Annotated in this window: 25 protein-coding genes; 19 read left to right on the top strand and 6 right to left on the bottom strand. The window is 40.4% G+C overall.

Translation table 11 applies throughout. The features are described from left to right. Nucleotides 1-1,160 precede the first annotated feature (1,160 nt). Nucleotides 1,161-2,114 carry a hypothetical protein gene (locus tag NSQ79_RS09010; RefSeq protein WP_045769125.1) on the bottom strand — a complete coding sequence of 318 codons (954 nt, stop codon included), beginning with the start codon at nucleotides 2,112-2,114 and terminating at the stop codon, nucleotides 1,161-1,163. A 200-nt stretch (nucleotides 2,115-2,314) separates the two neighbouring features. Between NSQ79_RS09010 and rpsF the strand changes: the two genes are divergently transcribed. From rpsF to rpsR, 3 genes are read left to right on the top strand one after another with little or no spacing between them, the layout of a single operon-like run. Further along, nucleotides 2,315-2,605, top strand: coding sequence for a 30S ribosomal protein S6 (gene rpsF / locus NSQ79_RS09005; protein WP_002884188.1), 291 nt, complete (start codon nucleotides 2,315-2,317; stop codon nucleotides 2,603-2,605). An 11-nt stretch (nucleotides 2,606-2,616) separates the two neighbouring features. Further along, nucleotides 2,617-3,135, top strand: coding sequence for a single-stranded DNA-binding protein (locus NSQ79_RS09000; RefSeq protein ID WP_002891844.1), 519 nt, complete (start codon nucleotides 2,617-2,619; stop codon nucleotides 3,133-3,135). A gap of 41 nt (nucleotides 3,136-3,176) precedes the next feature. After that, nucleotides 3,177-3,416, top strand: coding sequence for a 30S ribosomal protein S18 (gene rpsR, locus NSQ79_RS08995; RefSeq protein WP_000068665.1), 240 nt, complete (start codon nucleotides 3,177-3,179; stop codon nucleotides 3,414-3,416). Between the two features lie 122 nt (nucleotides 3,417-3,538). Here the strand turns inward: rpsR and NSQ79_RS08990 are convergent, their stop codons facing one another. The 3 genes from NSQ79_RS08990 to NSQ79_RS08980 all read right to left on the bottom strand — a co-directional run bounded on the left by NSQ79_RS08990 (nucleotide 3,539) and on the right by NSQ79_RS08980 (nucleotide 6,216). Then, on the bottom strand, nucleotides 3,539-4,420 hold the full coding sequence (locus NSQ79_RS08990; protein ID WP_004183473.1) for a DUF4300 family protein: 882 nt from the start codon (nucleotides 4,418-4,420) through the stop codon (nucleotides 3,539-3,541). Between the two features lie 110 nt (nucleotides 4,421-4,530). Continuing rightward, nucleotides 4,531-5,202 carry a DUF1129 domain-containing protein gene (locus NSQ79_RS08985; RefSeq protein ID WP_013991182.1) on the bottom strand — a complete coding sequence of 224 codons (672 nt, stop codon included), beginning with the start codon at nucleotides 5,200-5,202 and terminating at the stop codon, nucleotides 4,531-4,533. A 69-nt stretch (nucleotides 5,203-5,271) separates the two neighbouring features. Further along, nucleotides 5,272-6,216 (bottom strand): magnesium transporter CorA family protein, encoded by a 945-nt coding sequence (locus tag NSQ79_RS08980; protein ID WP_045769126.1) that lies wholly within the window; start codon nucleotides 6,214-6,216, stop codon nucleotides 5,272-5,274. 295 nt (nucleotides 6,217-6,511) lie between these two features. Between NSQ79_RS08980 and uvrA the strand changes: the two genes are divergently transcribed. From uvrA to nusB, 10 genes are all read left to right on the top strand, one after another. Further along, nucleotides 6,512-9,337, top strand: a complete 2,826-nt coding sequence (gene uvrA / locus NSQ79_RS08975) for an excinuclease ABC subunit UvrA (RefSeq protein WP_045769127.1) — start codon at nucleotides 6,512-6,514, stop codon at nucleotides 9,335-9,337. A 96-nt stretch (nucleotides 9,338-9,433) separates the two neighbouring features. Beyond that, a complete protein-coding gene (locus NSQ79_RS08970; RefSeq protein WP_045769128.1) occupies nucleotides 9,434-9,676 on the top strand; it encodes a DUF3923 family protein in 243 nt (80 codons plus the stop codon). A gap of 174 nt (nucleotides 9,677-9,850) precedes the next feature. Continuing rightward, on the top strand, nucleotides 9,851-10,000 hold the full coding sequence (locus tag NSQ79_RS08965; protein ID WP_013991178.1) for a hypothetical protein: 150 nt from the start codon (nucleotides 9,851-9,853) through the stop codon (nucleotides 9,998-10,000). A gap of 36 nt (nucleotides 10,001-10,036) precedes the next feature. Then, nucleotides 10,037-10,237, top strand: coding sequence for a hypothetical protein (locus tag NSQ79_RS08960; RefSeq protein ID WP_013991177.1), 201 nt, complete (start codon nucleotides 10,037-10,039; stop codon nucleotides 10,235-10,237). A gap of 267 nt (nucleotides 10,238-10,504) precedes the next feature. Then, the gene (locus tag NSQ79_RS08955) at nucleotides 10,505-11,365 is read left to right on the top strand and encodes a thioredoxin family protein (protein WP_045769129.1); all 861 of its coding nucleotides are present in this window, start codon (nucleotides 10,505-10,507) and stop codon (nucleotides 11,363-11,365) included. Nucleotides 11,366-11,579: 214 nt separating this feature from the next. Beyond that, the gene (locus NSQ79_RS08950) at nucleotides 11,580-12,641 is read left to right on the top strand and encodes a Xaa-Pro peptidase family protein (RefSeq protein ID WP_164332236.1); all 1,062 of its coding nucleotides are present in this window, start codon (nucleotides 11,580-11,582) and stop codon (nucleotides 12,639-12,641) included. Nucleotides 12,642-12,659: 18 nt separating this feature from the next. Further along, the gene (locus NSQ79_RS08945) at nucleotides 12,660-13,115 is read left to right on the top strand and encodes a deaminase (RefSeq protein WP_149561176.1); all 456 of its coding nucleotides are present in this window, start codon (nucleotides 12,660-12,662) and stop codon (nucleotides 13,113-13,115) included. 115 nt (nucleotides 13,116-13,230) lie between these two features. Further along, complete coding sequence (gene efp, locus NSQ79_RS08940; RefSeq protein WP_002884532.1) at nucleotides 13,231-13,791, top strand: elongation factor P; 561 nt, start codon at nucleotides 13,231-13,233, stop codon at nucleotides 13,789-13,791. A 70-nt stretch (nucleotides 13,792-13,861) separates the two neighbouring features. Next, entirely contained in the window at nucleotides 13,862-14,251 is a 390-nt protein-coding gene (locus tag NSQ79_RS08935; RefSeq protein ID WP_002884704.1) for an Asp23/Gls24 family envelope stress response protein, read from the top strand. Continuing rightward, on the top strand, nucleotides 14,244-14,678 hold the full coding sequence (nusB, locus tag NSQ79_RS08930; protein WP_002884506.1) for a transcription antitermination factor NusB: 435 nt from the start codon (nucleotides 14,244-14,246) through the stop codon (nucleotides 14,676-14,678). The genes NSQ79_RS08935 and nusB overlap by 8 nt, the downstream gene beginning before the upstream one ends. A gap of 90 nt (nucleotides 14,679-14,768) precedes the next feature. On the opposite strand, the gene NSQ79_RS08925 is transcribed toward nusB, so the two are convergent. Further along, complete coding sequence (locus NSQ79_RS08925; RefSeq protein ID WP_164332235.1) at nucleotides 14,769-15,734, bottom strand: LacI family DNA-binding transcriptional regulator; 966 nt, start codon at nucleotides 15,732-15,734, stop codon at nucleotides 14,769-14,771. A gap of 8 nt (nucleotides 15,735-15,742) precedes the next feature. Further along, entirely contained in the window at nucleotides 15,743-17,185 is a 1,443-nt protein-coding gene (locus NSQ79_RS08920; RefSeq protein ID WP_045769165.1) for a sucrose-6-phosphate hydrolase, read from the bottom strand. Between the two features lie 188 nt (nucleotides 17,186-17,373). On the opposite strand from NSQ79_RS08920, the gene NSQ79_RS08915 reads away from it, so the two are divergent. The 6 genes from NSQ79_RS08915 to NSQ79_RS08890 all read left to right on the top strand — a co-directional run bounded on the left by NSQ79_RS08915 (nucleotide 17,374) and on the right by NSQ79_RS08890 (nucleotide 25,496). After that, nucleotides 17,374-19,275: a sucrose-specific PTS transporter subunit IIBC gene (locus NSQ79_RS08915; RefSeq protein ID WP_045769166.1), complete on the top strand. Its 1,902-nt coding sequence runs from the start codon at nucleotides 17,374-17,376 to the stop codon at nucleotides 19,273-19,275. 180 nt (nucleotides 19,276-19,455) lie between these two features. Beyond that, entirely contained in the window at nucleotides 19,456-20,349 is an 894-nt protein-coding gene (scrK, locus tag NSQ79_RS08910) for a fructokinase ScrK (protein WP_013991169.1), read from the top strand. Nucleotides 20,350-20,414: 65 nt separating this feature from the next. After that, nucleotides 20,415-21,362 (top strand): mannose-6-phosphate isomerase, class I, encoded by a 948-nt coding sequence (manA, locus tag NSQ79_RS08905; protein ID WP_045769167.1) that lies wholly within the window; start codon nucleotides 20,415-20,417, stop codon nucleotides 21,360-21,362. A gap of 2 nt (nucleotides 21,363-21,364) precedes the next feature. Then, on the top strand, nucleotides 21,365-21,709 hold the full coding sequence (locus NSQ79_RS08900) for a hypothetical protein (protein WP_014632612.1): 345 nt from the start codon (nucleotides 21,365-21,367) through the stop codon (nucleotides 21,707-21,709). A 182-nt stretch (nucleotides 21,710-21,891) separates the two neighbouring features. Beyond that, a complete protein-coding gene (secA, locus tag NSQ79_RS08895) occupies nucleotides 21,892-24,441 on the top strand; it encodes a preprotein translocase subunit SecA (protein WP_045769168.1) in 2,550 nt (849 codons plus the stop codon). Nucleotides 24,442-24,464: 23 nt separating this feature from the next. Beyond that, nucleotides 24,465-25,496, top strand: coding sequence for a 3-deoxy-7-phosphoheptulonate synthase (locus NSQ79_RS08890; RefSeq protein ID WP_014632614.1), 1,032 nt, complete (start codon nucleotides 24,465-24,467; stop codon nucleotides 25,494-25,496). Nucleotides 25,497-25,530 lie beyond the last annotated feature (34 nt).

Raw genomic sequence — 25,530 nt, 5'->3', positions numbered from 1 at the left:
CTCTATTGTAGCAAAGAAATCTTTTTTCAAAAAATTATGCGTTTTTCTGTTAAAAAGATTGACAAAAGTAAGCGTTTACATTATACTAAGAGTGTAAAGAAGATAAGGATTCATCAAGGAGGTAAAAGCCATGGTGAGAGTCAATATTTCAAGGTACAAAAACGGAGACTGAGATCTCTAAACAAAACAGTAGGCAAAACAAATAACTTTATCAATCATCTCTGAGGAGCGTGACCGCATGACAGTAGGACGTTACAAGAACGGAGATTAATTCAGTCGCATAAAATAGCTACAAGGGAGTGATACCCATGCCACACGAAACGTAAATCCTATATTCTTAAGATGAACGAGGTGAGTTCATGAAATATATCAGTAGGTATAAAAACGGCGATTAAAAATGTTGCATAAAATAGCTACAAGGGAGTGATACCACCAGAAATCGAAAGCTAAACTCAAGATTAACGTCAAAAAGTGAGGTAAAGCTCATGAGAAATGTTAGTAGGTATAAAAACGGCGATTAAAAATGTTGCATAAAATAGCTACAAGGGAGTGATACCACCAGAAATCGAAAGCTAAACTCAAGATTAACGTCAAAAAGTGAGGTAAAGCTCATGAGAAATGTTAGTAGGTATAAAAACGGAGACACTTAAGCTGTTGCGTAAAATAGCTTAAGGAGTGATACCGATGCCAAATGAGTAAACTATCGACAAAAGTTAAATGCTTAAATCTTGTAACAAAGTACCGAGGTGACGCTTATGTTGATGTTTGATGTAAGTCGTTATAAGAACGGCGACAAGTAAATCTCATTGAGTGGTCAATGGGGAGATAGGTCTCAAATCATACGAATCAGAGGTGATTACTATGATGATGAATTTAGGACGTTATAAAAATGGAGACACTTCAAGTTATTGCATAAAATAGCTTAGGGAGTGATACCAATGTAATAGAAAATTTACAATACAAAAAAGTTATTTGTAAGTTGATGGAGGTAATCTATGATTGCTAGGTATAAAAATGGTGACACACAATGACTCCTCCTTATGAAAATATTTTTTACAAAATTCCAAAAGGATGTTCTAATGACAATTGAAGAATCTTAAAAGCTCATTCTAGCGTGTAAGAATGAGCTTTTTGATATGTTGAATTTTGCTGAAAGTTACTTAATCCTTATTGTTTAACTGGACCTTTCGTAGGAGAGCCAGTCTTTTTTGTTCTTCGACTAGAGCCATAAAGATTTGGTATTGATTTTTAAGATGCGGCAGGAAGCTCTTAGGAATCTTGCTATCAAAGCTTAGGTTGTTCAGAAATATGGGGGCGCTACTGTCTCTATAGATTTGTCCTTGGAAGAAGTAGTTGTCGGTCACGATATCAATTGAGATACGTGATGAGCGCCATCGACGTTTGCGCATGTACTTGGGTTTCCAACGAATCTTAAGTTGTTGGTCCTTGATATACCACCCCATGATGTCTATTTTAGCGGTCTGTTTCGTTTTGTCATCACAGTAGGTTACTGGTACGCTTAGAACCTGTTGGCTTCTTGGTGAGGTTAAGAAGGGATGAAAATCAGGAATGAAGTCGTAGTCCTTGCTGGATACTTCCGAAAGACCGTTTTCTTCTCGTATTTTGCTACGACTGGCGTACTTGAAGAAGTCAAAACTCTTATCCTGTCTTTCTAGTCGATCAGCCTCTAATTGATATCTTGCCACCTGATCACCGATATTTTTAGTCGTCTTGAGGTAACGCATGATTTCTGCATCCTTGTAGTAAAGAGCGACGAGATTTTTTAGACGCTGACTAGGGTCCAGAGAGTGTAACTTGTCTGGAAAAGACAAGATTTGTATGCTATGAACAGAGGCCAAAGGGACAGCAGCGATGCCTGATAAGACCTTGTCTTGTTCAAAGAGGGAGACGGTATCAAAATGACTGGTATGTCCAAGCGAATGTCTTATGTCAACAACAAAGAGGTTATTGTCCTGTTTAAAAGTGATAATATAGGTATCACTCGGACCTAAGTTTTTAAGGTTATATTCTAGGGAAGTAATAGGAATATTATAGTAGTGGTTAAAGGTTGGAAGTCCTAGTTTTTCTCCTAATTTCTTTTTATGATAAAGCATTCTCTTATTTTAGCATGAAGTTTGACCGGAGAAAAGATGACGCATAGGGCTTAATTTTTTTATGAGGGAAAATTTCTAACTCTTTACTTTTTCCTTGCATTATCCCTCAAACTTTGGTAGAATTATATCTTGTGAGTGCACCTCACTTACTCGTGGCGAAAGACCATGAGTCATTAGACCAAAAGAGGAGGAAAATATCAATGGCTAAATACGAAATTCTTTATATCATTCGTCCAAACATTGAAGAAGAAGCTAAAAACGCTTTGGTAGCACGTTTCGATTCTATCTTGACTGACAACGGTGCAACTGTTGTTGAATCAAAAGATTGGGAAAAACGTCGTCTTGCATACGAAATCCAAGATTTCCGTGAAGGACTTTACCACGTTGTTAACGTTGAATCTGATAACGATTTTGCTCTTAACGAGTTTGACCGTCTTTCAAAAATCAACGGTGACATTCTTCGTCACATGATCGTTAAACTTGACGCGTAAGAAGGTAAATTATGATTAATAATGTCGTACTCGTTGGTCGCATGACCCGTGATGCGGAACTTCGTTATACACCAAGTAACGTTGCTGTTGCAACATTCAGCCTTGCGGTTAACCGTAACTTCAAGGGTGCTAATGGTGAACGTGAAACTGACTTTATTAACTGTGTTATCTGGCGCCAGCAAGCTGAAAATTTGGCTAACTGGGCTAAGAAAGGCGCATTGATTGGAATTACAGGTCGTATTCAGACTCGTAACTATGAAAATCAACAAGGTCAACGTGTTTACGTAACTGAAGTTGTCGCTGATAATTTCCAAATGTTGGAAAGCCGTGCGGCACGTGAAGGTCACAGTGGTGGTTCTTACAACGCTGGAGGATTTGATAATTCAAATTCATTCGGTGGAGGAGCTTCAACTGGTGGTTCATTTGGTGGATCACAACCTGCACAATCTACACCAAACTTCGGTCGTGACGAGAGTCCATTTGGTAATTCAAATCCAATGGATATTTCAGATGACGATCTCCCATTCTAAGAATGGACAAAACGAATTAAATATATAAAGGAGAAATAAACATGGCTCAACAACGTCGTGGCGGATTCAAACGCCGTAAAAAAGTTGATTACATCGCAGCTAACAAAATCGAATATGTTGATTACAAAGATACTGAGCTTCTTAGCCGTTTCGTTTCAGAACGTGGTAAAATTCTTCCACGTCGTGTAACAGGAACTTCAGCTAAAAACCAACGTAAAGTAACAACAGCGATTAAACGCGCTCGCGTTATGGCACTTATGCCTTACGTAAACGAAGACTAAAAATAATGCCCTCGACTGAGGGTGTTTTTTTCTGGCTTGATTTTATGGGCTTTTTTCTTTTTAGGCTTGTGTGTTGAGTGTTATTTTATACTTTAGGGAAAAAGAAAAACCAACTGGTCTTCTCATTTATCTTGAGGAGCTAGTTGGTTGTTTTGTGGTATATAGAGTGTGTTTTCTAAGAAATCATCAAATTTTTGGTCGTTAACGAGGATATCGACATTATCTTTGAAGACCTTGAAGCGGTTTGATAACCAATGTGTTTTGATATCTGCCCAATTATTGAAGCGGCTCCACCTATAAGGAAGTGTTGGGTCCTGTTTTTCAAAGACATAGATACTGCCATCTTTTTCGTAAGTTATAGCCGTGTGGAAATTGCTGACATCACCAGGGCTATTTTGAAAGACTGAGAGGAGTTTAACCTTTTCTGGAAACTTGAGTCCAGCTTTTTTCCAAGCTTTAAGGAGGTCATCCGTAGACTGGTAGCTGATATTATCTCCAAAGAGGAGACTATAGAGAGCTTGATCCTTGGAAGTTAGCTCTTTGTGGCGTGACTTAAGATCTATAAATTCGTTTTGAGAGGGGAGGTCCAATTTGGTGAGGTCCTCTGAGCTTGTAATAAGGTCATGAAGAAGGAGGAACGATGTTCGTCGGCAGTTTAAGTCATCAGTAAAATGTGATTTGTTATCTTCGAAAGTTTTTTCATTAAGGAAGGTGACGAATTGATTTTGATCCTTGCCGATTTTACTTTGGGTCCATTTTTTGACAACAGGTTGGAGATTTGTATTTTCCTGATTGTAACGACTAATATAAGGGGCTAGATTGTCCCAGTCTTTTGTCGGAATACCCTTGCTTTTTAAGGCTTTTGCTAGCTGTTTTTCCTGAGTGGAAGTCGTCACATTGTTAAAACTATAGTAAGCTTGATAGTTTTTCTGAGTATTCTTGTGGCCACAAGCCATAAGTAGTAGGCAGCAAGCAATGATTAGTAGAGGGAATTTGATACGCATCTATTGGAATTCTTTCTTTTGTCTATTAACTTTAACATTTTAGTATAGAATAGCCAACTGTGTCAAGATTTCTGACGTAAAAAAGCACCCTTATGGGTGCTTGAGGTTGATTAAGATGCAGGTGCGTAAGTACTTTGGACGTTGTAATGACGTTTGAAGAAGTATTTGGCAACACCAGCGATGACACCAATGATAAGGATTACAATTGGTGAAAGACCAGGGTTGAGGTAGCTTGGAAGAAGGGCTGTAAGACTAAAGAGAGCAAACCATGCAATAAAAGAGAGTGTGATGACGGTCATGCTGAACCACCATTTTGGACGTTCTTCTTTTGGTTTGTTATTGTGACGGTAGATGTAGTGATAAGGGGTATACATAGCAAGGCCTCCAATGAATGACACTGAAAGAAGGGTTGTGAGGCCGTAGCTAGTTTGTGTACCTGAGAAACCAAAGATAGCGTTCATGATAGCAACGATGGCTAGAAGGAAGAGTGAGGTATCAAGCCACATCTTCCAAGGAGTTTTATCTGTTTCTGGCACTTCTTTGTTAGGCTTACCAGTTTCAGGTTTTTGGTGTTTTTCAGGAGAGAAACTAGCTGCCCAAACAGTTGGAGCACCAAGGAGTCCACGTCCTGTAATTCCTTTTTTCTGATTTTCGATAAGTTCAGGAATGACATTGCCAAGAATGTCTTTGATTTCTTGGTCTGATTTACCATCTTTGATGAGTTGGTTAGTTGCGATGTGGATAAATTCTTGGTTTTTCTTGGTGAGTTTTTGGATGTCCATGAGATGACCTTTCGATAAATAGTATTATTTTTTTAGTTTTGTAGTTTAGGGAAAAGAAGAGGCTCTATATTAGAACCATTTTTTCCTGATAAAGTAGATAACAACGCAGGATGACCCGAAGACTGCCATGAAGAAGATGACCCAAAAGGCGTTATCTAAATCGTTTAGTGGCATAGAATTGTTTTTAAAGTTCATACCGTAGGCGGAGAAGATAACGGTTGGGATATCCAGAGCCATAGTCATGAGAGCGAGTGTTTTCATGATTGTGTTCTGGTTATTGCCGATGATAGAGGCAGAGGTTTCAGCCATGGCATTCAAGACGTTTTCATAGATGCCTGCCATCTCAATGGCCTGTTGGGTTTCAACCAGCGTATCTTCCAAGAGATCCTCGTCCTCGATATATTTCTTCAAGCTAGAGGCGTTACCTGTTAGCTTTTTGACAATACGCTCATTCATCTTAAGTGATGCTTTAAGATAGACAATGGATTTTTCCAATTCCATCATGTCAATCAAGTGCTCGTTTTTAGTCGCATTTTCCAACTGAGCTTCCAATTTATCGCTCTGGCGGTCGATAGAACGTAGGGCGGTTAGGTAAAGTTGAGCGTTGCGATAGAGAATCTGAAAGACAAAACGGGTCTTCATGAAGGTGTAGAAGTTACGCACACGGTGGTTGAGGAAGTTATCCATAAGGCTGATGTCCTCAAGACAGGTAGTAACGACTACCTCATCGGTAACGATGATACCTAATGGGATAGTGACGTAGTAACTTTTGTTATTACGCTCTTCTTGGGTTGGAACGTCGACCAGAATCAGGGTGTAGTCATCTTCGACATCGATACGTGAAGTTTCTTCCACGTCCAGAGGGGCGCGGAGGTCTTGAATATCAATGTTAAACCGTTCTGCGACCTTCATGGCTTCTTCTTGGGAAGGGTTCACCAAATGAATCCAAGCACCAGGCTCGAATGTTTCAATTTCTTTGAATTCTTTTCCGGTGGATAAGAACATTTGTTTCAATGGGAACCCCTCCTTTGTCATTAAGTAAGCGCTGGCATCTTGATTATAAAAGGATTTTTACAATCGCTTTTAAGTCTAATTAACACTGCTCTTAGCTTTTTTAGTGCTGTCAAAAGAGGCTTGGGATGATGTTCCTTGCCTTTTTTAGACACTCCACCATTATACTACATTTGAAACATTTTTGGGCTGGATAAATTGAAATTTTGTTATAATTATGAGAGAAAGTCGGGATGGATTTTCCATCCGTCTGTAGAAAGGAGCGGCAGTAGCTTTTGGGCTAGGGCCTCTTAAAAAAATGCAAGATAAGTTAGTGATTCATGGAGCAAGAGCTCACAATTTAAAAAATATCGATGTGGAGATTCCGCGTGATAAACTGGTGGTGGTGACGGGCTTGTCAGGTTCTGGTAAGTCTTCTTTGGCCTTTGATACCATCTATGCAGAGGGGCAACGTCGTTATGTTGAAAGTCTCTCGGCTTATGCCCGCCAGTTTTTGGGAAATATGGAGAAACCTGATGTGGACTCGATTGATGGTTTGAGTCCTGCTATCTCCATTGACCAGAAAACAACAAGCAAAAACCCTCGTTCGACGGTCGGAACGGCAACAGAGATTAATGACTATCTTCGTCTTCTGTATGCGCGTGTGGGTGTCCCTTATTGTCCTAATGGTCATGGAGCCATTCAGTCGTCCTCTGTGGAACAGATTGTGGACGAGGTTCTAGCTCTTCCTGAGCGTACACGTATGCAAATTTTAGCGCCGATTGTTCGTCGTAGAAAAGGGCAACACAAGGCCGTTTTTGAGCGTGTACAAAAGGACGGTTATGTTCGTGTTCGTGTAGATGGTGAGATTTACGATGTCACAGAAGTGCCAGAGTTGTCTAAGTCTAAGATGCATAATATCGAAGTGGTTGTGGACCGCTTGGTGAATAAGGATGGTATCCGTAGTCGTCTCTTTGATTCGGTTGAGGCGGCCCTACGTTTAGCAGATGGCTACTTGATTGTGGATACTATGGATGATAATGAGCTGCTTTACTCAGAACATTATTCTTGTCCGGTTTGTGGCTTCACAGTGCCAGAGTTGGAGCCTCGTCTCTTTTCATTCAATGCGCCATTTGGCTCTTGTCCGACCTGTGATGGTTTGGGTAATAAACTAGAAGTTGATATGGATTTGGTTATCCCTGATGCTAGTAAGACCTTACGTGAAGGTGCTCTGGCGCCTTGGAATCCTATTTCGTCCAACTATTATCCAGCCATGCTTGAGCAGGCTATGGAGCAGTTCGGCGTGGATATGGATACGCCATTTGAAGATCTTAAAAAAGAAGAACAAGATTTGATTCTCTACGGATCTGGGGATCGTGAATTCCATTTCCATTATGTTAATGATTTTGGTGGGGTGCGTGATATTGACATTCCTTTTGAAGGGGTTGTGACTAATATCAATCGTCGCTATCACGAGACCAATAGTGATTTCACTCGCAATGTCATGCGAGGTTATATGAATGAGCTGTCATGTCCAACTTGTCATGGCTATCGTCTTAACGAAGCAGCACTCTCAGTTCGTGTTGGTGGTGAGAATGGTCTCAATATTGGTCAAATCTCTGATTTGTCTATTTCAGATCATCTTAAGGAAATCGATAACCTTGAATTAGGTGAAAACGAGGGAGTGATCGCTCGTCCAATTGTTAAGGAAATCAAGGATCGCTTGACTTTCTTAAATAATGTCGGCCTTAATTATTTGACTCTCTCTCGTATGGCTGGAACTCTTTCAGGTGGTGAGAGTCAGCGTATCCGTTTGGCGACACAGATTGGCTCTAACCTTTCTGGAGTCCTATATGTTTTGGATGAGCCTTCTATTGGGCTTCATCAGCGTGACAATGATCGCTTGATTTCAAGTCTTAAAAAGATGCGTGACCTGGGCAACACCTTGATTGTGGTGGAGCATGATGAAGATACCATGCGTGAGGCTGACTGGCTTATCGATGTGGGACCTGGTGCTGGTGCTTTTGGTGGTCAAATCATGGCCTCTGGAACCCCAGAGGAAGTGGCTAAGAACAAGAAGTCAATCACTGGGCAATATCTGTCAGGTGCCAAATCAATTCCTGTACCGACGGAACGTCGTGTAGGTAATGGTCGTTTTATCGAGGTTACAGGAGCTAGCGAAAATAACCTTAAGAATGTGTCTGTTAAGTTTCCACTTGGAAAGTTGATTGCAGTCACAGGTGTTTCTGGTTCAGGAAAATCAACTTTGGTTAACGGAATTCTCAAGAAAAAAATTGCCCAAGAGCTCAATCGCAATAGTGAGAAGCCAGGTAAACACAAATCAGTGACAGGAATCGAGCATATCGAGCGTTTGATTGATATTGACCAAAGTCCAATTGGGCGTACACCTCGTTCTAATCCAGCGACTTACACAGGCGTCTTTGACGATATTCGTGATCTTTTTGCCCAAACCAATGAAGCCAAGATTCGAGGTTACAAGAAGGGGCGTTTCTCTTTCAATGTCAAGGGTGGCCGTTGTGAAGCCTGCTCTGGTGATGGTATTATCAAGATTGAGATGCACTTTTTGCCTGATGTTTATGTCCCTTGTGAGGTTTGTCATGGCACACGCTATAATTCTGAGACCCTAGAGGTTCGTTATAAAGGGAAAAATATCGCGGAGATTCTGGATATGACAGTTGATGACGCAGTTGACTTCTTTGCGGCTATTCCTAAGATTGCTCGTAAGGTGCAGACGATCAAGGATGTGGGGCTTGGGTATGTGACCTTGGGACAACCAGCAACAACCCTCTCAGGTGGTGAAGCACAACGTATGAAACTGGCTAGTGAGTTGCACAAACGCTCTACTGGGAAGTCCTTCTACATTCTGGATGAACCGACGACTGGTCTCCATACAGATGACATTGCACGTCTTTTGAAGGTGCTTCAGCGTTTTGCGGATGATGGCAACACTGTTCTCGTGATTGAGCACAATCTGGATGTTATCAAGACCGCAGACCATATCATTGATTTGGGTCCTGAAGGCGGTGTCGGTGGAGGTACCATCGTAGCTACAGGGACTCCAGAAGAGGTAGCAGCTGTTCCAGAAAGCTACACAGGACAATATCTGAAAGAAAAATTGATATAAAGGAAAAAGGCTCTTTGAGTCTTTTTTTTGCTTTAGGCTGGTTTAAGTTGAGTTTGGTATTCTCTTGTTAAGAAAAAAACATACAGGAGTCAGACTATGGTTAAAAAGCGTTTTTTTATAGGCTTCAATGGTATTCTTCTAGCCCTATTTCTAGATGTTTGTCTTTTGATTAGCATCCGTACAGTGGATTATCACGGCCATTTTCAATCAGCAACAGATAAATGGGAAACTTTGCTTTACGTTTTAGGACTTTATTTTACTTTTCTCCTTTTTGAGGTTATTTTTTCTCTTATTCTGAAACACCGTAGAAATAAACAAGTTTTGGAACAGGTCTTATAAAGGCCTGGATTTTTGTATTCAGTGATAGTGACATTTATGTCACTATTTTTTTGAAAAGAGAGAACTTATAATGGCCTTATACCCAAACCCACTAGGTTACCAAGACGACTAGTTTTTTGAATAGTCCAAGTGGTTATTGCTGTATTTATTTTTGAAAAGAAAGGAGAAATAAGAATGCGAACTAAGGTATATGGCGAAGAGCTCACTGCTGAAACGTTAGAAAATGTCACAGGGGGTGATTTTGTATCTAGACCTCAAACCTTACCTGAACGATTGGGTTGGAACAAATGGTGGTTGAAAAGAAAATACCCTTATGGTGATTAAAAGTTACCATGAGCACCAAGTATGGGAAAGAGAAATATGGATAAACAGAAGAATAATCTTATTAGAAGTTTAAGCATTGTTATCGTGATCGTCTGGCTATTTATTGTGATGATAAATGCTACGCTAAGTTTCACCGAAGGCGATGCCTTTATTGACCATTGTCTCGTCTGGTCAACACTTTCGCTAGCTTTTTCTTTGTTTGCGCTTATGGTAGCGGGTAGGGACAAGGAGAAATGATTTTCTCTGTTGATTGCTATAGTCTCAGGTTGAGCTTGCTTGCTTAGCCTTTTCTTTTTGTCTTTAATCTTATGGAATGGTGACATTTATGTCACTATTTTTTATTTCGTTAAGCTCTTATAATGAAGACATAGCTTGGACTTAGTGGCTAAAGTATTAATATAAATAGAAAAAGGAGAGAAACATGGTGATTAGTGTTATGGTACCCTTGCTATTGTTAATGGGTAAAAAGTAAGATGTCACACAGTAAACAAATAAGGAGAACACATGAAGAAAATACAATTTATTTTGATGGCGAGTTTTGTTTTAGGTACTTGCCAGTTAGCAGTGCTTAGTGGAGCAGCGGACGAGTTAGATGTTAAGGAATCTACAATCGAATTATCCAATAATTTTGTTGAGAATAGTCAGGTAGATAATGTACAGAATTCTTCCGAAACAGCCTCCGAACAAGTGGTTGAGAAGGCTGAATCTAATAGTGAGGCAAAGGAAAATTATCTTCTTCCGTCATCACAGACAGGAGTGGCTGAGACAGAAGTGAGGTCCGAAGAGGTTTCGGTTGAAACTTATGAAAAGAATCTTGAAAACCTGAAGCAAGTCTCTTACAGTGATGTCACAAATATGTTGACTGAAGATGGTGGGGACCATATCCTTTATGTTGGCCGGCCAACCTGCTATTATTGTCGTCAAAATTCTCCGGTTTTGAAGGATTTCAATACCCTGATTGATGGTCAGCTTCTTTATTACAATACAGATTCGGATCAGTTGGACCGTGAGTCTCGTAAAATACTATTTGATAAGCTAGGTATTCCAGGGACTCCAAGTGTGATTCGTCTCAAAAATGGTCAATTGGTTTCAGGCTATCTTGGCAGTGCCCCGGATGCCCAAGCTATTTATCAGGCTGTTTTCAAGGAAGAAACTGAGAAAACAGAGACACCAGAGGGAACAGAGGTAGTAGAGAAGGCGGAAAATCCCTTACCTGAATCCCCCTCTGAGGATACTATCAAGGATGGTGGCGAGAATACAGTTAATCATACAGACCAGTCTGTTAATAGCCTAATGTTTCAAATTAAGCAAGTTTTTAGGAATCTAACAGACCTGCTTATAAGTCTTTTAGGGAAATTTATCTAACAGACTACTTTCTACGTCGAGAAATAAAAGAATTTATCAAATATGATTACCAACTATCTACGAAAAGCGAGCCTTTGTATAATGCTAATAAAGTCAGAGTTTCATCTGGCTTTTTCTTTATGACATCAAAAAAACACTCTAAAATGTCAATTTAATCCTTTAAAGTCTGAAAATTTGGTATAATTAACCTAAAATACCAAAGGAGTAATTCATAATGCAACGTAGACTTGAACGATTTGATGCCAAACTTGCCCAATCAGGCCTTGATGCCTTGTTGGTGACAGGACAAAAAAATATCTATTATTTAACAGATTTCTGGGGGACAAATGCGACTGTCTTCATTACTAAGAATCGTCGCCTCTTCTTAACGGATTCACGTTATACCCTCATTGCCAAACAATCTGTGCATGGCTTTGATATTATCGAAAGTAAGGATCCACTTAAGGATATTGTTAAAATTATCGAGGCTGATAACCTTGAAACAATCGGTTTTGATAATCAGGTGTCATTTGCTTACTACCAAGGTCTTCAAGCGATTTTTGAAGGCTACACTTTGTCACCACAAAGCAACTTCATGGAAGAGTTGCGTATGATCAAGGACGAAAAAGAATTGGCAACTATCCGTAAGGCTTGTTCTATCTCAGACCGTGCCTTTACAGATGTGCTTGATTTCATTAAACCAGGTCAAACAACAGAGCTACAAGTGGCAAACTTCCTAGATTTCCGTATGCGTGAGTACGGAGCTTCAGGGATTTCCTTTGAGTCTATCATTGCTTCAGGTTACCGTTCAGCTATGCCTCACGGGGTTGCTTCAGAAAAGGTTATCCAATCTGGTGAGACCTTGACTATGGACTTTGGATGCTACTACAACCACTACGTTAGCGATATGACTCGTACTATCCATATTGGTGACACTACTGATGAGGAGCGTGAAATTTATGATATCGTTCTACGTTCTAATCAGGCTTTGATTGATGCGGCTAAGGCTGGCATGACACGTCGTGACTATGATAAGGTTGCGCGTGATGTTATTGTCGAAGCGGGGTACGGTGACTACTTTACACACGGTATCGGACACGGTATTGGTCTTGACATTCACGAGATTCCTTACTTTGGTAATTCTGATGAAACCATCGAAGCTGGTATGGTCTTGACGGACGAGCCAGGTGTTTATTTGGCTGATAAATATGGTGTCCGTATCGAAGACGACATCATTATCACAGAAAATGGTTGTGAATTGATTACCCTTGCGCCTAAGGAATTGATTGTTCTCTAAGATTTGGAGGAATACTTTATGCCAAACCGTTTATCTTGGCAAGATTATTTTATGGCTAATGCAGAGCTGATTTCTAAGCGTTCTACGTGTGATCGTGCCTTTGTTGGGGCTGTTTTAGTCAAGGACAAGCGTATTATCGCTACAGGTTATAACGGCGGGGTTTCTGAGACTGATAACTGTAACGAAGTAGGTCACTACATGGAAGATGGTCATTGTATTCGTACGGTACACGCAGAGATGAATGCCCTTATCCAATGTGCCAAAGAGGGGATTTCTACCAAAAATACAGAGATTTATGTGACTCATTTTCCTTGTATCAACTGCACCAAAGCCCTCTTGCAAGCTGGTATCGTAAAGATTACTTACAAGGCCAATTATAGACCGCACCCATTTGCGATTGAGTTGATGGAACAAAAGGGTGTTTCTTATTTGCAACATGATGTTCCAGAGGTTCACTTAGGAATGAATGACTAGCTTGTTCTTTGAAAAAAGCTTGAGGATTGGGCTTGAATCTATAAAACATTTGAGCCATGCTGTCATTTATGGTAGAATAAACTGATAATAATTTTTTACAAAGAGGTATTTAATAATGATTGAAGCAAGTAAACTCCGTGCGGGTATGACTTTCGTAACTAACGATGGCAAATTGATCAAAGTTCTTGAAGCTAGCCACCACAAACCTGGTAAAGGTAATACAATCATGCGTATGAAATTGCGTGATGTTCGCTCAGGTTCAACTTTTGATACTAGCTACCGTCCAGAAGAAAAATTTGAACAAGCAATCATCGAAACAGTACCAGCACAATACTTGTACCAAATGGATGATACTGCATACTTCATGAACACTGAAACATATGACCAATATGAAATTCCAGTAGCCAACGTTCAAGAAGAATTGAAATTTATCCTTGAAAACTCAGAAGTAAAAATCCAATTCTACGGAACAGAAGTTATCGGTGTGCAAGTACCAACAACTGTTGAATTGACTGTTACTGAAACACAACCATCAATCAAGGGTGCAACAGTTACAGGTTCAGGTAAACCTGCAACACTTGAAACTGGTCTTGTGGTTAACGTTCCAGACTTTATCGAAGCTGGTCAAAAATTGGTTATCAACACAGCTGAAGGTACTTACGTATCACGTGCCTAAGCCCAACTAAGTCTTTCAAACCACTGGTTTGAAGGCTTTATTTTCCAAACTAACGGAAAGGAAACATGCGATGACTACAGAAAATATCGGTGAAATTGTAATTGCCCCTCGCGTGCTCGAAGTGATTACAGGTATCGCTGCAACTAAAGTGGAAGGTGTTTACGCCCTTCAAAATAAAAATGTTACGGATAGTCTCAGCAAAACAAGCTTGGGACGTGGTGTTTACCTCCGAACAGAAGAAGATGGTACTGTAAATGCTGATATCTACGTTTCACTTCAGTATGGGGTTAACGTACCAGCGGTTTCAATTGAAATTCAAAAAGCTGTTAAAGCAGCTGTCTATGATATGGCAGAAGTGGCAATTTCAGAAGTCAACGTTCACGTTGAATCTATTGTTACTGAAAAGTCACAAAAACCAGACTTGGCTGAATTGTTTAACGAGGATTTTTTGAATGACTAATATCTTTAAAGATTCACGTCGTGACCTTCGTGAGCGTGCTTTTCAAACGCTTTTTGCCCTTGAATTTGGTGGTGAAGCTCTGGAACAAGCACATTTCGCTTACACTTATGACAAGCCAATTGACGAAGAAACTGAAGTTGATGTACCAGCCTTTCTCCTTAGTCTAGTAACAGGCGTCCGTGAAGAGTTGGCTCAACTTGATAGTCAAATTGAAGAAAAATTGAAAGAAGGTTGGAGTCTCTCACGTTTGATTGTGACAGATCGTACCCTCCTTCGTTTAGGACTTTATGAAATCACGTCATTTGAAGAAACACCAGGACGTGTGGCTATCAACGAAATCATTGAAATCGCTAAAAAATATTCTGATGAAACATCTGCTAAGTTCATTAACGGTGTACTTAGTCAGTTCGTGACAGATGAAGCATAAGCAAAAGAAGTTGAACACTATTTCAACTTCTTTTTTCTACAAATTTAACAAGAAAAAAAGTCGCAAGCGGAGATTTCTTGCGACTTTTATTTATATACTACCACCGGCAATCAAATTTACTGGAAGCACGTAATCACGATTAACTGTTTTGCCTTTAATTTTCTTGAGAAGAATTTCGACACAAAGCTTAGCGATTTCATCTAAAGGTTGTTGGATGGTTGCTAGCTCTGGGTAGAAGTGACGGATAAAGGCGGTACCGTCATAACCGATGATTTTTAGGTCATCTGGGATAGAAAGTCCCAATTGTCTAGCTATCTTCATAACCAAGATAGCTGTTAAATCGTCCGAAACAAAGATGCCATCTGGTTTTTCACGAGAGATAATAGATTTGATTTCTAATTCTCGTCGCATGAGAGACAAATCGTTTGGAACAGGACAAATAATACCTTTCTTGTCCAATTCATAATTAAAACCTAGTTGACGAAGTTCTGTTGGAGAATCCGAATTATCATAGCCTGTAATCATGACAATGCGTTGACAGCCAGCCTTGACCATAGCTCTTGCGGCTAACTTGCCACCTTCAAAGTTGTCAGACGAAACAATAGGAATCTTTGGGGCGAGATTACGGTCGAAGGCAACGATGGGAGCTTCAACCTTCTCATAATCCTCAATACCAAGATTGTGACTAGATGAGATGATGCCGTCACATTGGTTGGCGGCAAGCATTTCCAAATAGTCCCTCTCCTTGTTAGGATCATGCTCACTGTTACAAATAATGGTTTTATAGCCTTGCTTAAAGAGTTCATCCTCAAGACGTTCAATAAGTTCGGCATAAAATACATTGGAAATATTTGGGAAAATCAAGCCAACGAGTTTGGCCGACTTTCCTTGAAGACCTCGAGCTAAATTATTAGGTTTATAGTTGAGTTCTTGCATAGCAGCGTGAACTTTGTCAATGGTCTTCTGTGAGAGGTAGCCCTTTTTGTTTATGACGCGAGAAACTGTGGTTGGGCTCACACCAGCCAGTTCGGCAACGTCAGTAAGCTTTGCGACCATAAATCACCTTAGTATTTCAAGTTGAAGTAGTGTCCAGAAACGTTTCCTGACGTTACTTTGATACCAGTTTGCTCTGCACTTGGGAAGACACGACTAGTGAAGACTTTCTCACCTTTGTTGAAGAAAATTTCAACGATTGAGTTATCTACAAAGATGTTTGCTGTTGCAGCTTGACCGGCATCAAGAGCGCATTCACGGCTTGTGCCAAAGTCAGTAGCATATTGTTCACCAGCTTTAGAACGGTCAAGGATAACTTTTCCGTTTTCAGTATCAACTGTAAGTGACAAGCCATTCCCTTCTTGGTCTGCGAAGAGGACAAGTTCTGTTTGAGTGTTAGCTTCAAAGTTAAGTTCAAGCTCGTAAGTGTTAGTTGTTGCCGTTTTTTCAGAGAAATCTTCTTGGCTAGCACGTAAGCTTGTAATGGCTTCGACTGGATATTGGTAGAGTTTGCCATCTTTAATAGACAATTCTTTAACCAAGCTCATAGCCCCTTGGTAGTCGTATTTGTCAGTTGGATAGTCCACATCTGGAAGACCGATCCAGCTGACAATAAGGGCACGACCATCTGGAGTATTAAAGCCTTGAGTTGCATATGCTTCAAATCCGTAGTCCAAGTTGATAATTGGTGTGCCATCAACGAGGGCAGGTTTTTCTGTGTCGAAATCTTGGAAAATCTTATAAGTGTTAGGGTAGATGTTACCGTAGTCAAGTTCAGCTTTATCGAGACCTTGTGGGCTATAAAGAAGAACAGGTTTGCCATCTACAAAGACAAGGTTAGGACACTCAATCATGTACTCTGACCCAGTGCCACCAAAGTCAAGATTACCAACCTCAACCCAGTTTTCGACATCATTGTCTACTGCCTTGTAAAGTTTGATATAACCTTGTTTATCGTGGTTTTGAGCACCTACGATAGCGTAGAATTGTCCCTTGTAATCGAAGATTTGAGGGTCACGGAAGTGCCCAGTAGCGTCAGCAGGTTGTTTGATAAGAACCTTGTCGAATTTTTCGATTTTGCCGTCTTTATCCATCCAAGCGCCGATTTGACGTGGGTCACGAATCCAGTTTTCATCACGAACGTTCCCAGTATAGAAGATAAAGAGTTTATCACCGATTTGATAAGCAGAACCTGAGTAGGCACCGTGGCTATCATTTTCATGGTCTGGCAAGAGTTTGACACCAGTTTCTGTAAAGTGAACCAAATCTTCAGTTTCAGTATGCACCCATTGTTTCAAACCATGAGCAGCTCCAAATGGCCAACTTTGGTAGAAAAGTTGGAACTTACCATTAAAGTAAGAAAAACCGTTTGGATCATTAAGAAGCCCTGTTTCTGGTTCGATATGGTAACTTGCACGCCAAGGTGATTTAGCGACATTTTCTCTAATCTTTGTTTTTTCTTCGTCTGTCCAATCTGCGTATGGACGGTAACGAACTTCTGTTGGTAGATTCATATTTAGTAATCTCCTAATCTATTTGTTAATAATATAGTAAACGTTTTACCTATAAAAATCAACGATTTATAACAAAAAATAAAAAAATATGCTAAACGGTTGACATATGGCAGAAAGATGCTAAAATAGTTATCGTAAAGAAAAGCTAAACGCTTTCATACCAAATTTTATTAAGGAGAATTTTGCAAATGGATAACAAACAAATTGCAAAAGAAGTCATCGATGCCCTTGGTGGACGTGAAAACGTCAACAGTGTTGCTCACTGTGCGACTCGTCTACGTGTGATGGTCAAAGATGAAAACAAAATCAATAAAGAAAAGGCTGAGAACATTGAAAAAGTTCAAGGTGCTTTCTTTAACTCAGGTCAATACCAAATCATTTTTGGTACAGGTACTGTTAACAAGATTTACGACGAAGTCGTTGCTCAAGGTCTTCCAACAGCATCTAAAGACGAGCAAAAAGCAGAAGCTGCTAAGCAAGGGAACTGGTTCCAACGTGCTATCCGTTCATTCGGTGACGTTTTCGTTCCATTGCTTCCAGCTATCGTAGCGACTGGTCTTTTCATGGGTATCCGTGGAGCAATCAATAACGATACAGTTCTTGGTTTGTTCGGTACAACATCTAAAGCTTTTGCTGCTACAGACTTCTATACTTACACAGTTGTATTGACAGATACAGCCTTCGCCTTCTTCCCAGCCTTGATTTGTTGGTCAGCCTTTAACGTCTTTGGTGGTTCACCACTTCTTGGTTTAGTTCTTGGTTTGATGATGGTTAATAACGCCCTTCCAAATGCTTGGGATGTTGCGTCAGGTGCAGCTAAACCAATCTACTTCTTTGATTTTATTCCTGTAGTAGGTTACCAAAACTCAGTCCTTCCAGCCTTCTTCGTAGGTTTGCTAGGTGCTAAGTTTGAGCAATGGGTTCGTAAATGGGTTCCAGACGTTCTTGACCTACTCTTGCGTCCACTTATCGTCTTCGCTGTAATGTCAGCTTTGGCCCTCTTTATTATTGGTCCTGTCTTCCATACTGTTGAAAGCTATGTTCTTGCTGCTACAGAATGGATTCTTAACTTGCCATTTGGTCTTGCTGGTCTTGTTATTGGTGGTGTTCACCAAGTTATCGTCGTTACAGGGGTTCACCACGTCTTCAACTTGCTTGAAGCTAACCTTATTGCAAATACTGGTAAAGACCCACTTAACGCAATCATCACAGCTGCTATGACTGCACAAGCTGGTGCGACACTTGCAGTTGGTGTAAAAACTAAAGATGCTAAATTGAAAGCACTTGCTTTCCCTGCAACTCTTTCAGCGGTACTTGGTATCACTGAACCAGCTATCTTCGGGGTTAACCTTCGTTTCGGTAAACCATTTATCATGGGTCTTATCGCCGGTGCTGCTGGTGGTTGGTTGGCATCAATCCTTAACCTTGCTGGTACAGGATTTGGTGTAACAATCGTTCCTGGTACACTTCTTTACCTTAACGGTCAAGTACTTAAATATGTTCTTATGGTACTTGTAACACTTGCTCTTGGTTTCGCTCTTACTTGGATCTTCGGTTACAAAGAGGAAGAAGTTGAAGCTCAAAAAGAAGTTGTTGCTGAAGATATTGCATCTGCAGAATCAGCTCCAGTTGCATTGCAAGCTGAAACAATCGCTGCACCACTTAAAGGTGAAGTTGTAGCTTTGGAAAATGTTAATGACCCAGTCTTCTCTTCAGGAGCTATGGGTAAGGGTGCCGCTATCAAACCTTCAGGTAACCAAGTAGTCGCACCATTTGATGGTGAAGTGCAAATCGCCTTCCCAACAGGTCACGCTTACGGTCTTAAATCTGATAAAGGTGCTGAAGTGCTTATCCACATCGGTATCGACACTGTCTCACTTGACGGTAAAGGATTTGATGCTAAAGTTCAAGCAAATCAACGCATTAAAAAAGGTGATGTCTTGGCTACCTTCGATAGCTCAGTAATCACTGAAGCAGGTCTTGACGATACAACTATGGTTATCGTTACAAACACTGCAGACTTCGAAGATGTTTCATCAGTAGCGACTGGTTCAGTTGCTGAAGGTGCAAACTTCATCGCAGTTAAATAATAAGCTAAAAAAGTCGAAGCCAATTCGGCTTTTTTAGTTAAATGGCTCATAAAGAAAAGTATGAAGCAGAGTAGTCTGTACCTCCTCAAACAAGGTCTCATTTAGATTGTCTTTTGCCTAGCTTTTCTTTATATTAGTATAAATAGTTATTATTGATCATAAAAGGAGATAGCTTTACCTATGGCTAAACTATACGGAAGCTTGGAAGCTGGTGGTACAAAATTTGTTTGTGCTGTCGGTGATGAGAAATTCCAAGTCGTTGAAAAAACTCAATTCCCAACAACTACACCTTATGAAACAATTGATCGTACGATCGAATTTTTCAAACGTTATGAAGACCAATTGGCTGGAATTGCTATTGGTTCATTCGGTCCAATTGATGTTGATCCAAACTCTGAAACATATGGTTTTGTGACTTCAACACCAAAACCACATTGGTCAAATGTCGACCTTCTTGGTTTGATTGCTAAAGAGTTTATTGTGCCTTTCTACTTTACGACTGATGTTAACTCATCTGCTTATGGTGAGACACTTGTTCGTAAAGGTGTTAAGAGCCTTGTTTACTACACTATCGGAACAGGTATCGGAGCTGGAGCTATTCAAAATGGTGAATTCATTGGTGGTATGGGTCATACTGAAGCTGGTCACGTATATGTACCGCTTCACCCAAATGATGTTTCCAATGAATTTAACGGTACTTGTCCATTCCACCGTGGATGTTTGGAAGGTTTGGCTGCTGGACCATCGCTTGAAGCCCGTACAGGTATTCGTGGTGAATTGATTGATCAGCACTCTGAAGTTTGGGATGTTCAAGCTTACTACATTGCTCAAGCGGCTGTCCAAGCAACAGTCCTTTACCGTCCTGAAGTTATCGTCTTTGGTGGCGGTGTTATGGGGCAAGAACACATGCTTCGTCGTGTTCGTGAAAAATTCACAGCTCTTTTGAATGGTTACCTTCCAGTACCAGATGTAAATGAATATATTGTGACACCTGCTGTTTCAGGTAATGGCTCTGCGACGCTTGGTAACTTCGCACTTGCTAAAGATGTAGCTGACAAGCATGCAAACAAATAAACAAAATATGTAAAATCGCTTTAAGAGATAATCTTAAGGCGTTTTGCTCTATACAGGAGGAAGTAATGGAACCTTTATTTTTAGATTCACCAATGCATGAGAAAATCTGGGGAGGTAATCGCCTCAAGACAGAGTTTGGTTACGATATTCCCAGTGAACACACTGGTGAATATTGGGCAATTTCTGCCCATCCTAATGGTGTATCCTATGTCAAAAATGGAAAATATGCTGGTTTCCACCTGGCAGAGCTTTACAAGGATAATCCAGAACTTTTTGGGAACCCCAAGACTAGTGTTTTTCCTTTGTTGACCAAGATTTTGGATGCTAATGACTGGCTTTCAGTGCAGGTACACCCTGATGATGCCTATGGGCTAGAGCACGAAGGTGAGCTAGGAAAGACAGAATGTTGGTATATTATTGATGCTGAAGAGGGTGCAGAAATTATTTATGGTCACAAGGCTAAGACAAAGGAAGAGCTGGCATCCTTGATTGAAGCAGGTGATTGGGATGGACTTTTGGCGAAAACTCCTGTTAAGAAAGGTGACTTTTTCTTTGTACCAAGTGGCACCATGCATGCTATTGGTCCAGGTATCCTTATCTTAGAGACTCAACAATCTAGCGATACCACTTATCGTGTATATGATTTTGATCGTAGGGATGATCAGGGAAATAAACGTGAACTTCATATTCAACAGTCTCTTGATGTCTTGAATCTAGGGAATCCAGAAAATAGTGTCCCAGCAACTGTTAAGACCTTGCAATTAGAGTCGACTTGTTTGACATCAAACTCCTTTTTCACTGTGTATAAATGGAAACTCAGTGGCTTGGTTGACTTCAAGCAAGCAGCTCCCTATTTGCTTTGTTCCGTACTTTCTGGCAATGGGACCATGACTATCGATTCACGCATTTATTGTCTAAAGAAAGGTGATCACTTCATTCTTCCAAATGATGTGACAGATTGGGAAATTGATGGACAATTGGAGATGATTGTCAGTCACCCTAACGAGGCTTAAGTATGAGTAATGAAAAAGTTTTAGCGGCCCTATTTGAGCGTATTGAAATCAACAAATCATATTATTTTGAAGGAGCTTATTATCGTCTGAAAGACTATGGCGACCACATTTATGGCTTACAACGGGCAATTCCTGGTATGTGTGGTGAAAAAACAGCTTCCCCTAGCATCAAATTTTACTGGAAAAATGGTGTCTTGGACTATCAATTCTACGTTGATTTTGAAGCAAGTCCTATGATAATGAAGGCTTATAGTAGCACCGACCATGCCTTCTTTGAGCAGGCTTTTGAAAATCTTTTGCATGATTTTGAGGATATCCTAGAGAGCCAAGAAAACTCTGAGAAGTAGGCATAAAGTATTATTGTCGATATTTTCAGTGAATCTAATAAAAAAGTTTTAGTTTATTTGCGAATCCATTGTGAAAGCCCTTAAACTAGGGCTTTTTTCTTTGTCAATCCTTGAGTGATTTCTTGTTTAAAGGGGGCTTTTGTGGTAAAATATGGAGATAAAGACTGTCGAAAGGAAAAAAGATGGCAAATATATTACGCAAAGTCATTGAAAATGATAAAGGCGAAATTAAGAAACTAGAAAAAACTGCCAAGAAAGTCGAGAGCTATGCTGATGCAATGGCGGCTCTTTCAGATGAAGAACTTCAGGCAAAAACAGAAGAATTTAAAAAACGATATCAAAACGGAGAAAGCCTAGACCAACTCTTGCCAGAGGCATTTGCAGTTGTTCGTGAAGGGGCAAAACGTGTCCTTGGACTTTTCCCATATCGTGTGCAAATCATGGGTGGTATCGTTCTTCACCATGGTGACGTCCCAGAGATGCGTACAGGGGAAGGGAAAACCCTGACTGCGACAATGCCTGTTTACCTAAATGCTATTTCAGGTGAAGGTGTACACGTTATCACCGTTAACGAATACCTTTCAGAGCGTGATGCGACTGAAATGGGTGAGCTTTATAGTTGGCTTGGTTTGTCAGTAGGGATTAACCTTTCAGCCAAATCACCAGCTGAAAAACGTGAAGCTTATAACTGTGACATCACTTACTCAACCAACTCAGAGGTAGGTTTCGACTATCTTCGTGATAACATGGTTGTTCGTAAGGAAAACATGGTACAACGTCCATTGAACTATGCCTTGGTCGATGAGGTTGACTCGGTTCTTATCGATGAAGCTCGTACACCATTGATTGTATCAGGTCCTGTAAGTTCAGAAACTAACCAGTTGTATCATCGTGCAGATGCCTTTGTTAAGACCTTGACAGAGGATGATTATGCCATTGATATTCCAACAAAAACAATTGGTTTGAATGACTCAGGTATTGACAAGGCTGAAGAATTCTTCAACTTGGACAACTTGTATGATATTGACAACGTTGCCTTGACTCACTATATTGACAATGCCCTTCGTGCCAACTACATCATGTTGCATGATATCGACTATGTGGTAAGTCCTGAGCAAGAAATTCTTATCGTCGACCAATTTACAGGTCGTACCATGGAAGGTCGTCGTTTCTCAGATGGACTCCACCAAGCCATTGAAGCAAAAGAAGGTGTACCGGTTCAAGAAGAAACGAAGACATCTGCCTCAATCACTTACCAAAATATGTTCCGTATGTACAAGAAATTGTCAGGGATGACTGGTACTGGTAAGACTGAGGAAGATGAATTCCGTGAAATCTATAACATGCGAATCATTCCGATTCCAACTAACCGTCCAATTCAACGTATTGACCACGACGACCTTCTTTACCCAACCTTGGATGCTAAATTCCGCGCTGTGGTACAAGATGTTAAACGTCGTTATGAAAAGGGACAGCCAGTCCTTGTTGGTACGGTTGCCGTTGAAACATCTGACTTGATTTCTAAGATGTTGGTTGAAGCAGGTATTCCTCATGAAGTACTTAATGCTAAGAACCACGAAAAAGAAGCGCATATTATCATGAATGCGGGTCAACGTGGTGCCGTTACGATTGCGACCAACATGGCCGGTCGTGGTACCGACATTAAACTTGGTGAAGGTGTTCTTGACCTTGGTGGCCTTTGTGTCATTGGTACAGAGCGTCACGAAAGCCGTCGTATCGATAACCAGTTGCGTGGTCGTGCGGGACGTCAAGGGGACCCAGGAGAATCTCAATTCTACCTTTCACTTGAAGACGAATTGATGCGTCGTTTCGGTTCTGATCGTATCAAGCAAGTCTTGGAACGTTTGAACGCTGATGATGAAGATATCGTTATCAAATCACGCATGTTGACTCGTCAAGTGGAAGCGGCTCAAAAACGTGTCGAAGGAAATAACTACGATACTCGTAAACAAGTCCTTCAGTACGATGATGTTATGCGTGAACAACGTGAAATCATCTACGCTGAGCGTTATGATGTTATCACAGCGGAACGTGACCTTGAACCTGAGATTAAGGCTATGATTAAGCGTACGATTAACCGTACAGTAGATGGTCACAGCCGCAATGATCAAGAGGAAGCTCTTAAAGGTATTTTGAACTTTGCTCGTCAGGCCTTGGTTCCTGAGAATGCCATCTCACTTGAAGATTTACGAGAAGTGGGAGAGGTAACGAAACGTAGTGTTAATTATGACGCTATTAAAGTTTACTTGAATGAGTTAGCAGCTGATGTTTATGATCGTCAAATCAAGAAATTGCGTTCAGAGGAAGCTATCCGTGAATTCCAAAAAGTCTTGATTTTGATGGTTGTTGACAACAAGTGGACGGATCACATCGATGCCCTTGATCAATTACGTAATGCCGTTGGTTTGCGTGGTTATGCCCAAAACAACCCAATCGTTGAGTATCAATCTGAAGGGTTCAAGATGTTCCAAGATATGATTGGGGCAATTGAATATGATGTGACACGTACAATGATGAAAGCACAAATTCATGAACAATCTCGTGAAAATGTGAATGAACGTGTTTCAACAACAGCAACAGGCAATATCCAGGCTCACCAAGCAGATGCTAATGGTCAAGAAATTGACTTTAGTAAGGTTGGTCGTAATGACTTCTGTCCATGTGGCTCTGGTAAGAAATTTAAAAATTGTCACGGTCGTAAACAATTTTAGGAAAAAAGAAATAGGTAATTATTATGGTTTTTAAAGCAGTAAGTGAAAAAATTGATTTTGATGCAGTTAAAGAATCAACTACATTGACAGGTGAAGCCCTTGCCAAGAAACAAGCTCGTGATAAAGAGCTTGAAGCAATCATCAAGGGTGAAGATGACCGTACGCTTTTGGTTATTGGTCCATGTTCATCTGATAATGAGGATGCAGTTCTTGACTATGCTCACCGTTTGGCTAAACTTCAAGAAGAAGTTAAAGATAAAGTCTTTATGGTTATGCGTGTTTATACAGCTAAACCTCGTACAAATGGTGATGGTTATAAAGGGCTTGTCCACCAACCTGATGCTGAAGGTAAACCAAACCTAATCAATGGTATCAAGGCTGTGCGTAATCTTCACTACCGTGTTATCACTGAAACTGGTATCACAACTGCTGATGAAATGCTTTACCCAGAAAACCTTCCTTTGGTAGATGACCTTGTGTCATATATTGCCATCGGTGCACGTTCTGTAGAAGACCAACAACACCGTTTTGTTGCATCAGGTATTGATGTTCCAACTGGTATGAAGAACCCAACATCAGGGAACCTTAACGTTATGTTTAATGGTATCTACGCTGCACAAAACAAACAAAACTTCCTCTTTAACGGTGAAGAAGTTGAAACATCAGGTAACCCATTGGCACACGTTATTCTTCGTGGTTCAACGAATGAATATGGTAAAAACGTGCCTAACTTCTACTATGATGATGTTCTTGAAACCATCGAACACTATGAACAAATGGGCCTTGAAAATCCATTCATCGTTATTGATACAAACCATGATAACTCAGGTAAACGTTACTTGGAACAAATCCGTATCGTTCGTCAAACCTTGATTAACCGTGACTGGAATGAAAAAATCAACAAAGTTGCACGTGGTTTCATGATTGAATCTTACCTTGAAGATGGCCGTCAAGATGCGCCAGATGTCTATGGTAAATCAATCACTGACCCATGTCTTGGTTGGGATAAGACAGAAGAATTGATTCGTGAAATCCACGATACTTTGTCAAAATAATAAGGTAACAGAAACCATATATGGGGAGTGAACC

The sequence above is a fragment of the Streptococcus sp. FSL W7-1342 genome (assembly GCF_037966635.1).
Classification (GTDB): Bacteria; Bacillota; Bacilli; order Lactobacillales; family Streptococcaceae; genus Streptococcus; species Streptococcus salivarius_D.
The sequence above is the reverse complement of the archived record's forward strand: the minus strand, read 5'-3'. Positions and strand labels throughout refer to the sequence as shown.

Bases quoted from the DNA above. Each gene is read 5' to 3' on its own strand.
- NSQ79_RS09010 (WP_045769125.1), bottom strand. From the start codon at position 2,114: ATGCTTTATCATAAAAAGAAATTAGGAGAAAAACTAGGACTTCCAACC.
- rpsF (WP_002884188.1), top strand. From the start codon at position 2,315: ATGGCTAAATACGAAATTCTTTATATCATTCGTCCAAACATTGAAGAA.
- NSQ79_RS09000 (WP_002891844.1), top strand. From the start codon at position 2,617: ATGATTAATAATGTCGTACTCGTTGGTCGCATGACCCGTGATGCGGAA.
- rpsR (WP_000068665.1), top strand. From the start codon at position 3,177: ATGGCTCAACAACGTCGTGGCGGATTCAAACGCCGTAAAAAAGTTGAT.
- NSQ79_RS08990 (WP_004183473.1), bottom strand. From the start codon at position 4,420: ATGCGTATCAAATTCCCTCTACTAATCATTGCTTGCTGCCTACTACTT.
- NSQ79_RS08985 (WP_013991182.1), bottom strand. From the start codon at position 5,202: ATGGACATCCAAAAACTCACCAAGAAAAACCAAGAATTTATCCACATC.
- uvrA (WP_045769127.1), top strand. From the start codon at position 6,512: ATGCAAGATAAGTTAGTGATTCATGGAGCAAGAGCTCACAATTTAAAA.
- NSQ79_RS08970 (WP_045769128.1), top strand. From the start codon at position 9,434: ATGGTTAAAAAGCGTTTTTTTATAGGCTTCAATGGTATTCTTCTAGCC.
- NSQ79_RS08965 (WP_013991178.1), top strand. From the start codon at position 9,851: ATGCGAACTAAGGTATATGGCGAAGAGCTCACTGCTGAAACGTTAGAA.
- NSQ79_RS08960 (WP_013991177.1), top strand. From the start codon at position 10,037: ATGGATAAACAGAAGAATAATCTTATTAGAAGTTTAAGCATTGTTATC.
- NSQ79_RS08955 (WP_045769129.1), top strand. From the start codon at position 10,505: ATGAAGAAAATACAATTTATTTTGATGGCGAGTTTTGTTTTAGGTACT.
- NSQ79_RS08950 (WP_164332236.1), top strand. From the start codon at position 11,580: ATGCAACGTAGACTTGAACGATTTGATGCCAAACTTGCCCAATCAGGC.
- NSQ79_RS08945 (WP_149561176.1), top strand. From the start codon at position 12,660: ATGCCAAACCGTTTATCTTGGCAAGATTATTTTATGGCTAATGCAGAG.
- efp (WP_002884532.1), top strand. From the start codon at position 13,231: ATGATTGAAGCAAGTAAACTCCGTGCGGGTATGACTTTCGTAACTAAC.
- NSQ79_RS08935 (WP_002884704.1), top strand. From the start codon at position 13,862: ATGACTACAGAAAATATCGGTGAAATTGTAATTGCCCCTCGCGTGCTC.
- nusB (WP_002884506.1), top strand. From the start codon at position 14,244: ATGACTAATATCTTTAAAGATTCACGTCGTGACCTTCGTGAGCGTGCT.
- NSQ79_RS08925 (WP_164332235.1), bottom strand. From the start codon at position 15,734: ATGGTCGCAAAGCTTACTGACGTTGCCGAACTGGCTGGTGTGAGCCCA.
- NSQ79_RS08920 (WP_045769165.1), bottom strand. From the start codon at position 17,185: ATGAATCTACCAACAGAAGTTCGTTACCGTCCATACGCAGATTGGACA.
- NSQ79_RS08915 (WP_045769166.1), top strand. From the start codon at position 17,374: ATGGATAACAAACAAATTGCAAAAGAAGTCATCGATGCCCTTGGTGGA.
- scrK (WP_013991169.1), top strand. From the start codon at position 19,456: ATGGCTAAACTATACGGAAGCTTGGAAGCTGGTGGTACAAAATTTGTT.
- manA (WP_045769167.1), top strand. From the start codon at position 20,415: ATGGAACCTTTATTTTTAGATTCACCAATGCATGAGAAAATCTGGGGA.
- NSQ79_RS08900 (WP_014632612.1), top strand. From the start codon at position 21,365: ATGAGTAATGAAAAAGTTTTAGCGGCCCTATTTGAGCGTATTGAAATC.
- secA (WP_045769168.1), top strand. From the start codon at position 21,892: ATGGCAAATATATTACGCAAAGTCATTGAAAATGATAAAGGCGAAATT.
- NSQ79_RS08890 (WP_014632614.1), top strand. From the start codon at position 24,465: ATGGTTTTTAAAGCAGTAAGTGAAAAAATTGATTTTGATGCAGTTAAA.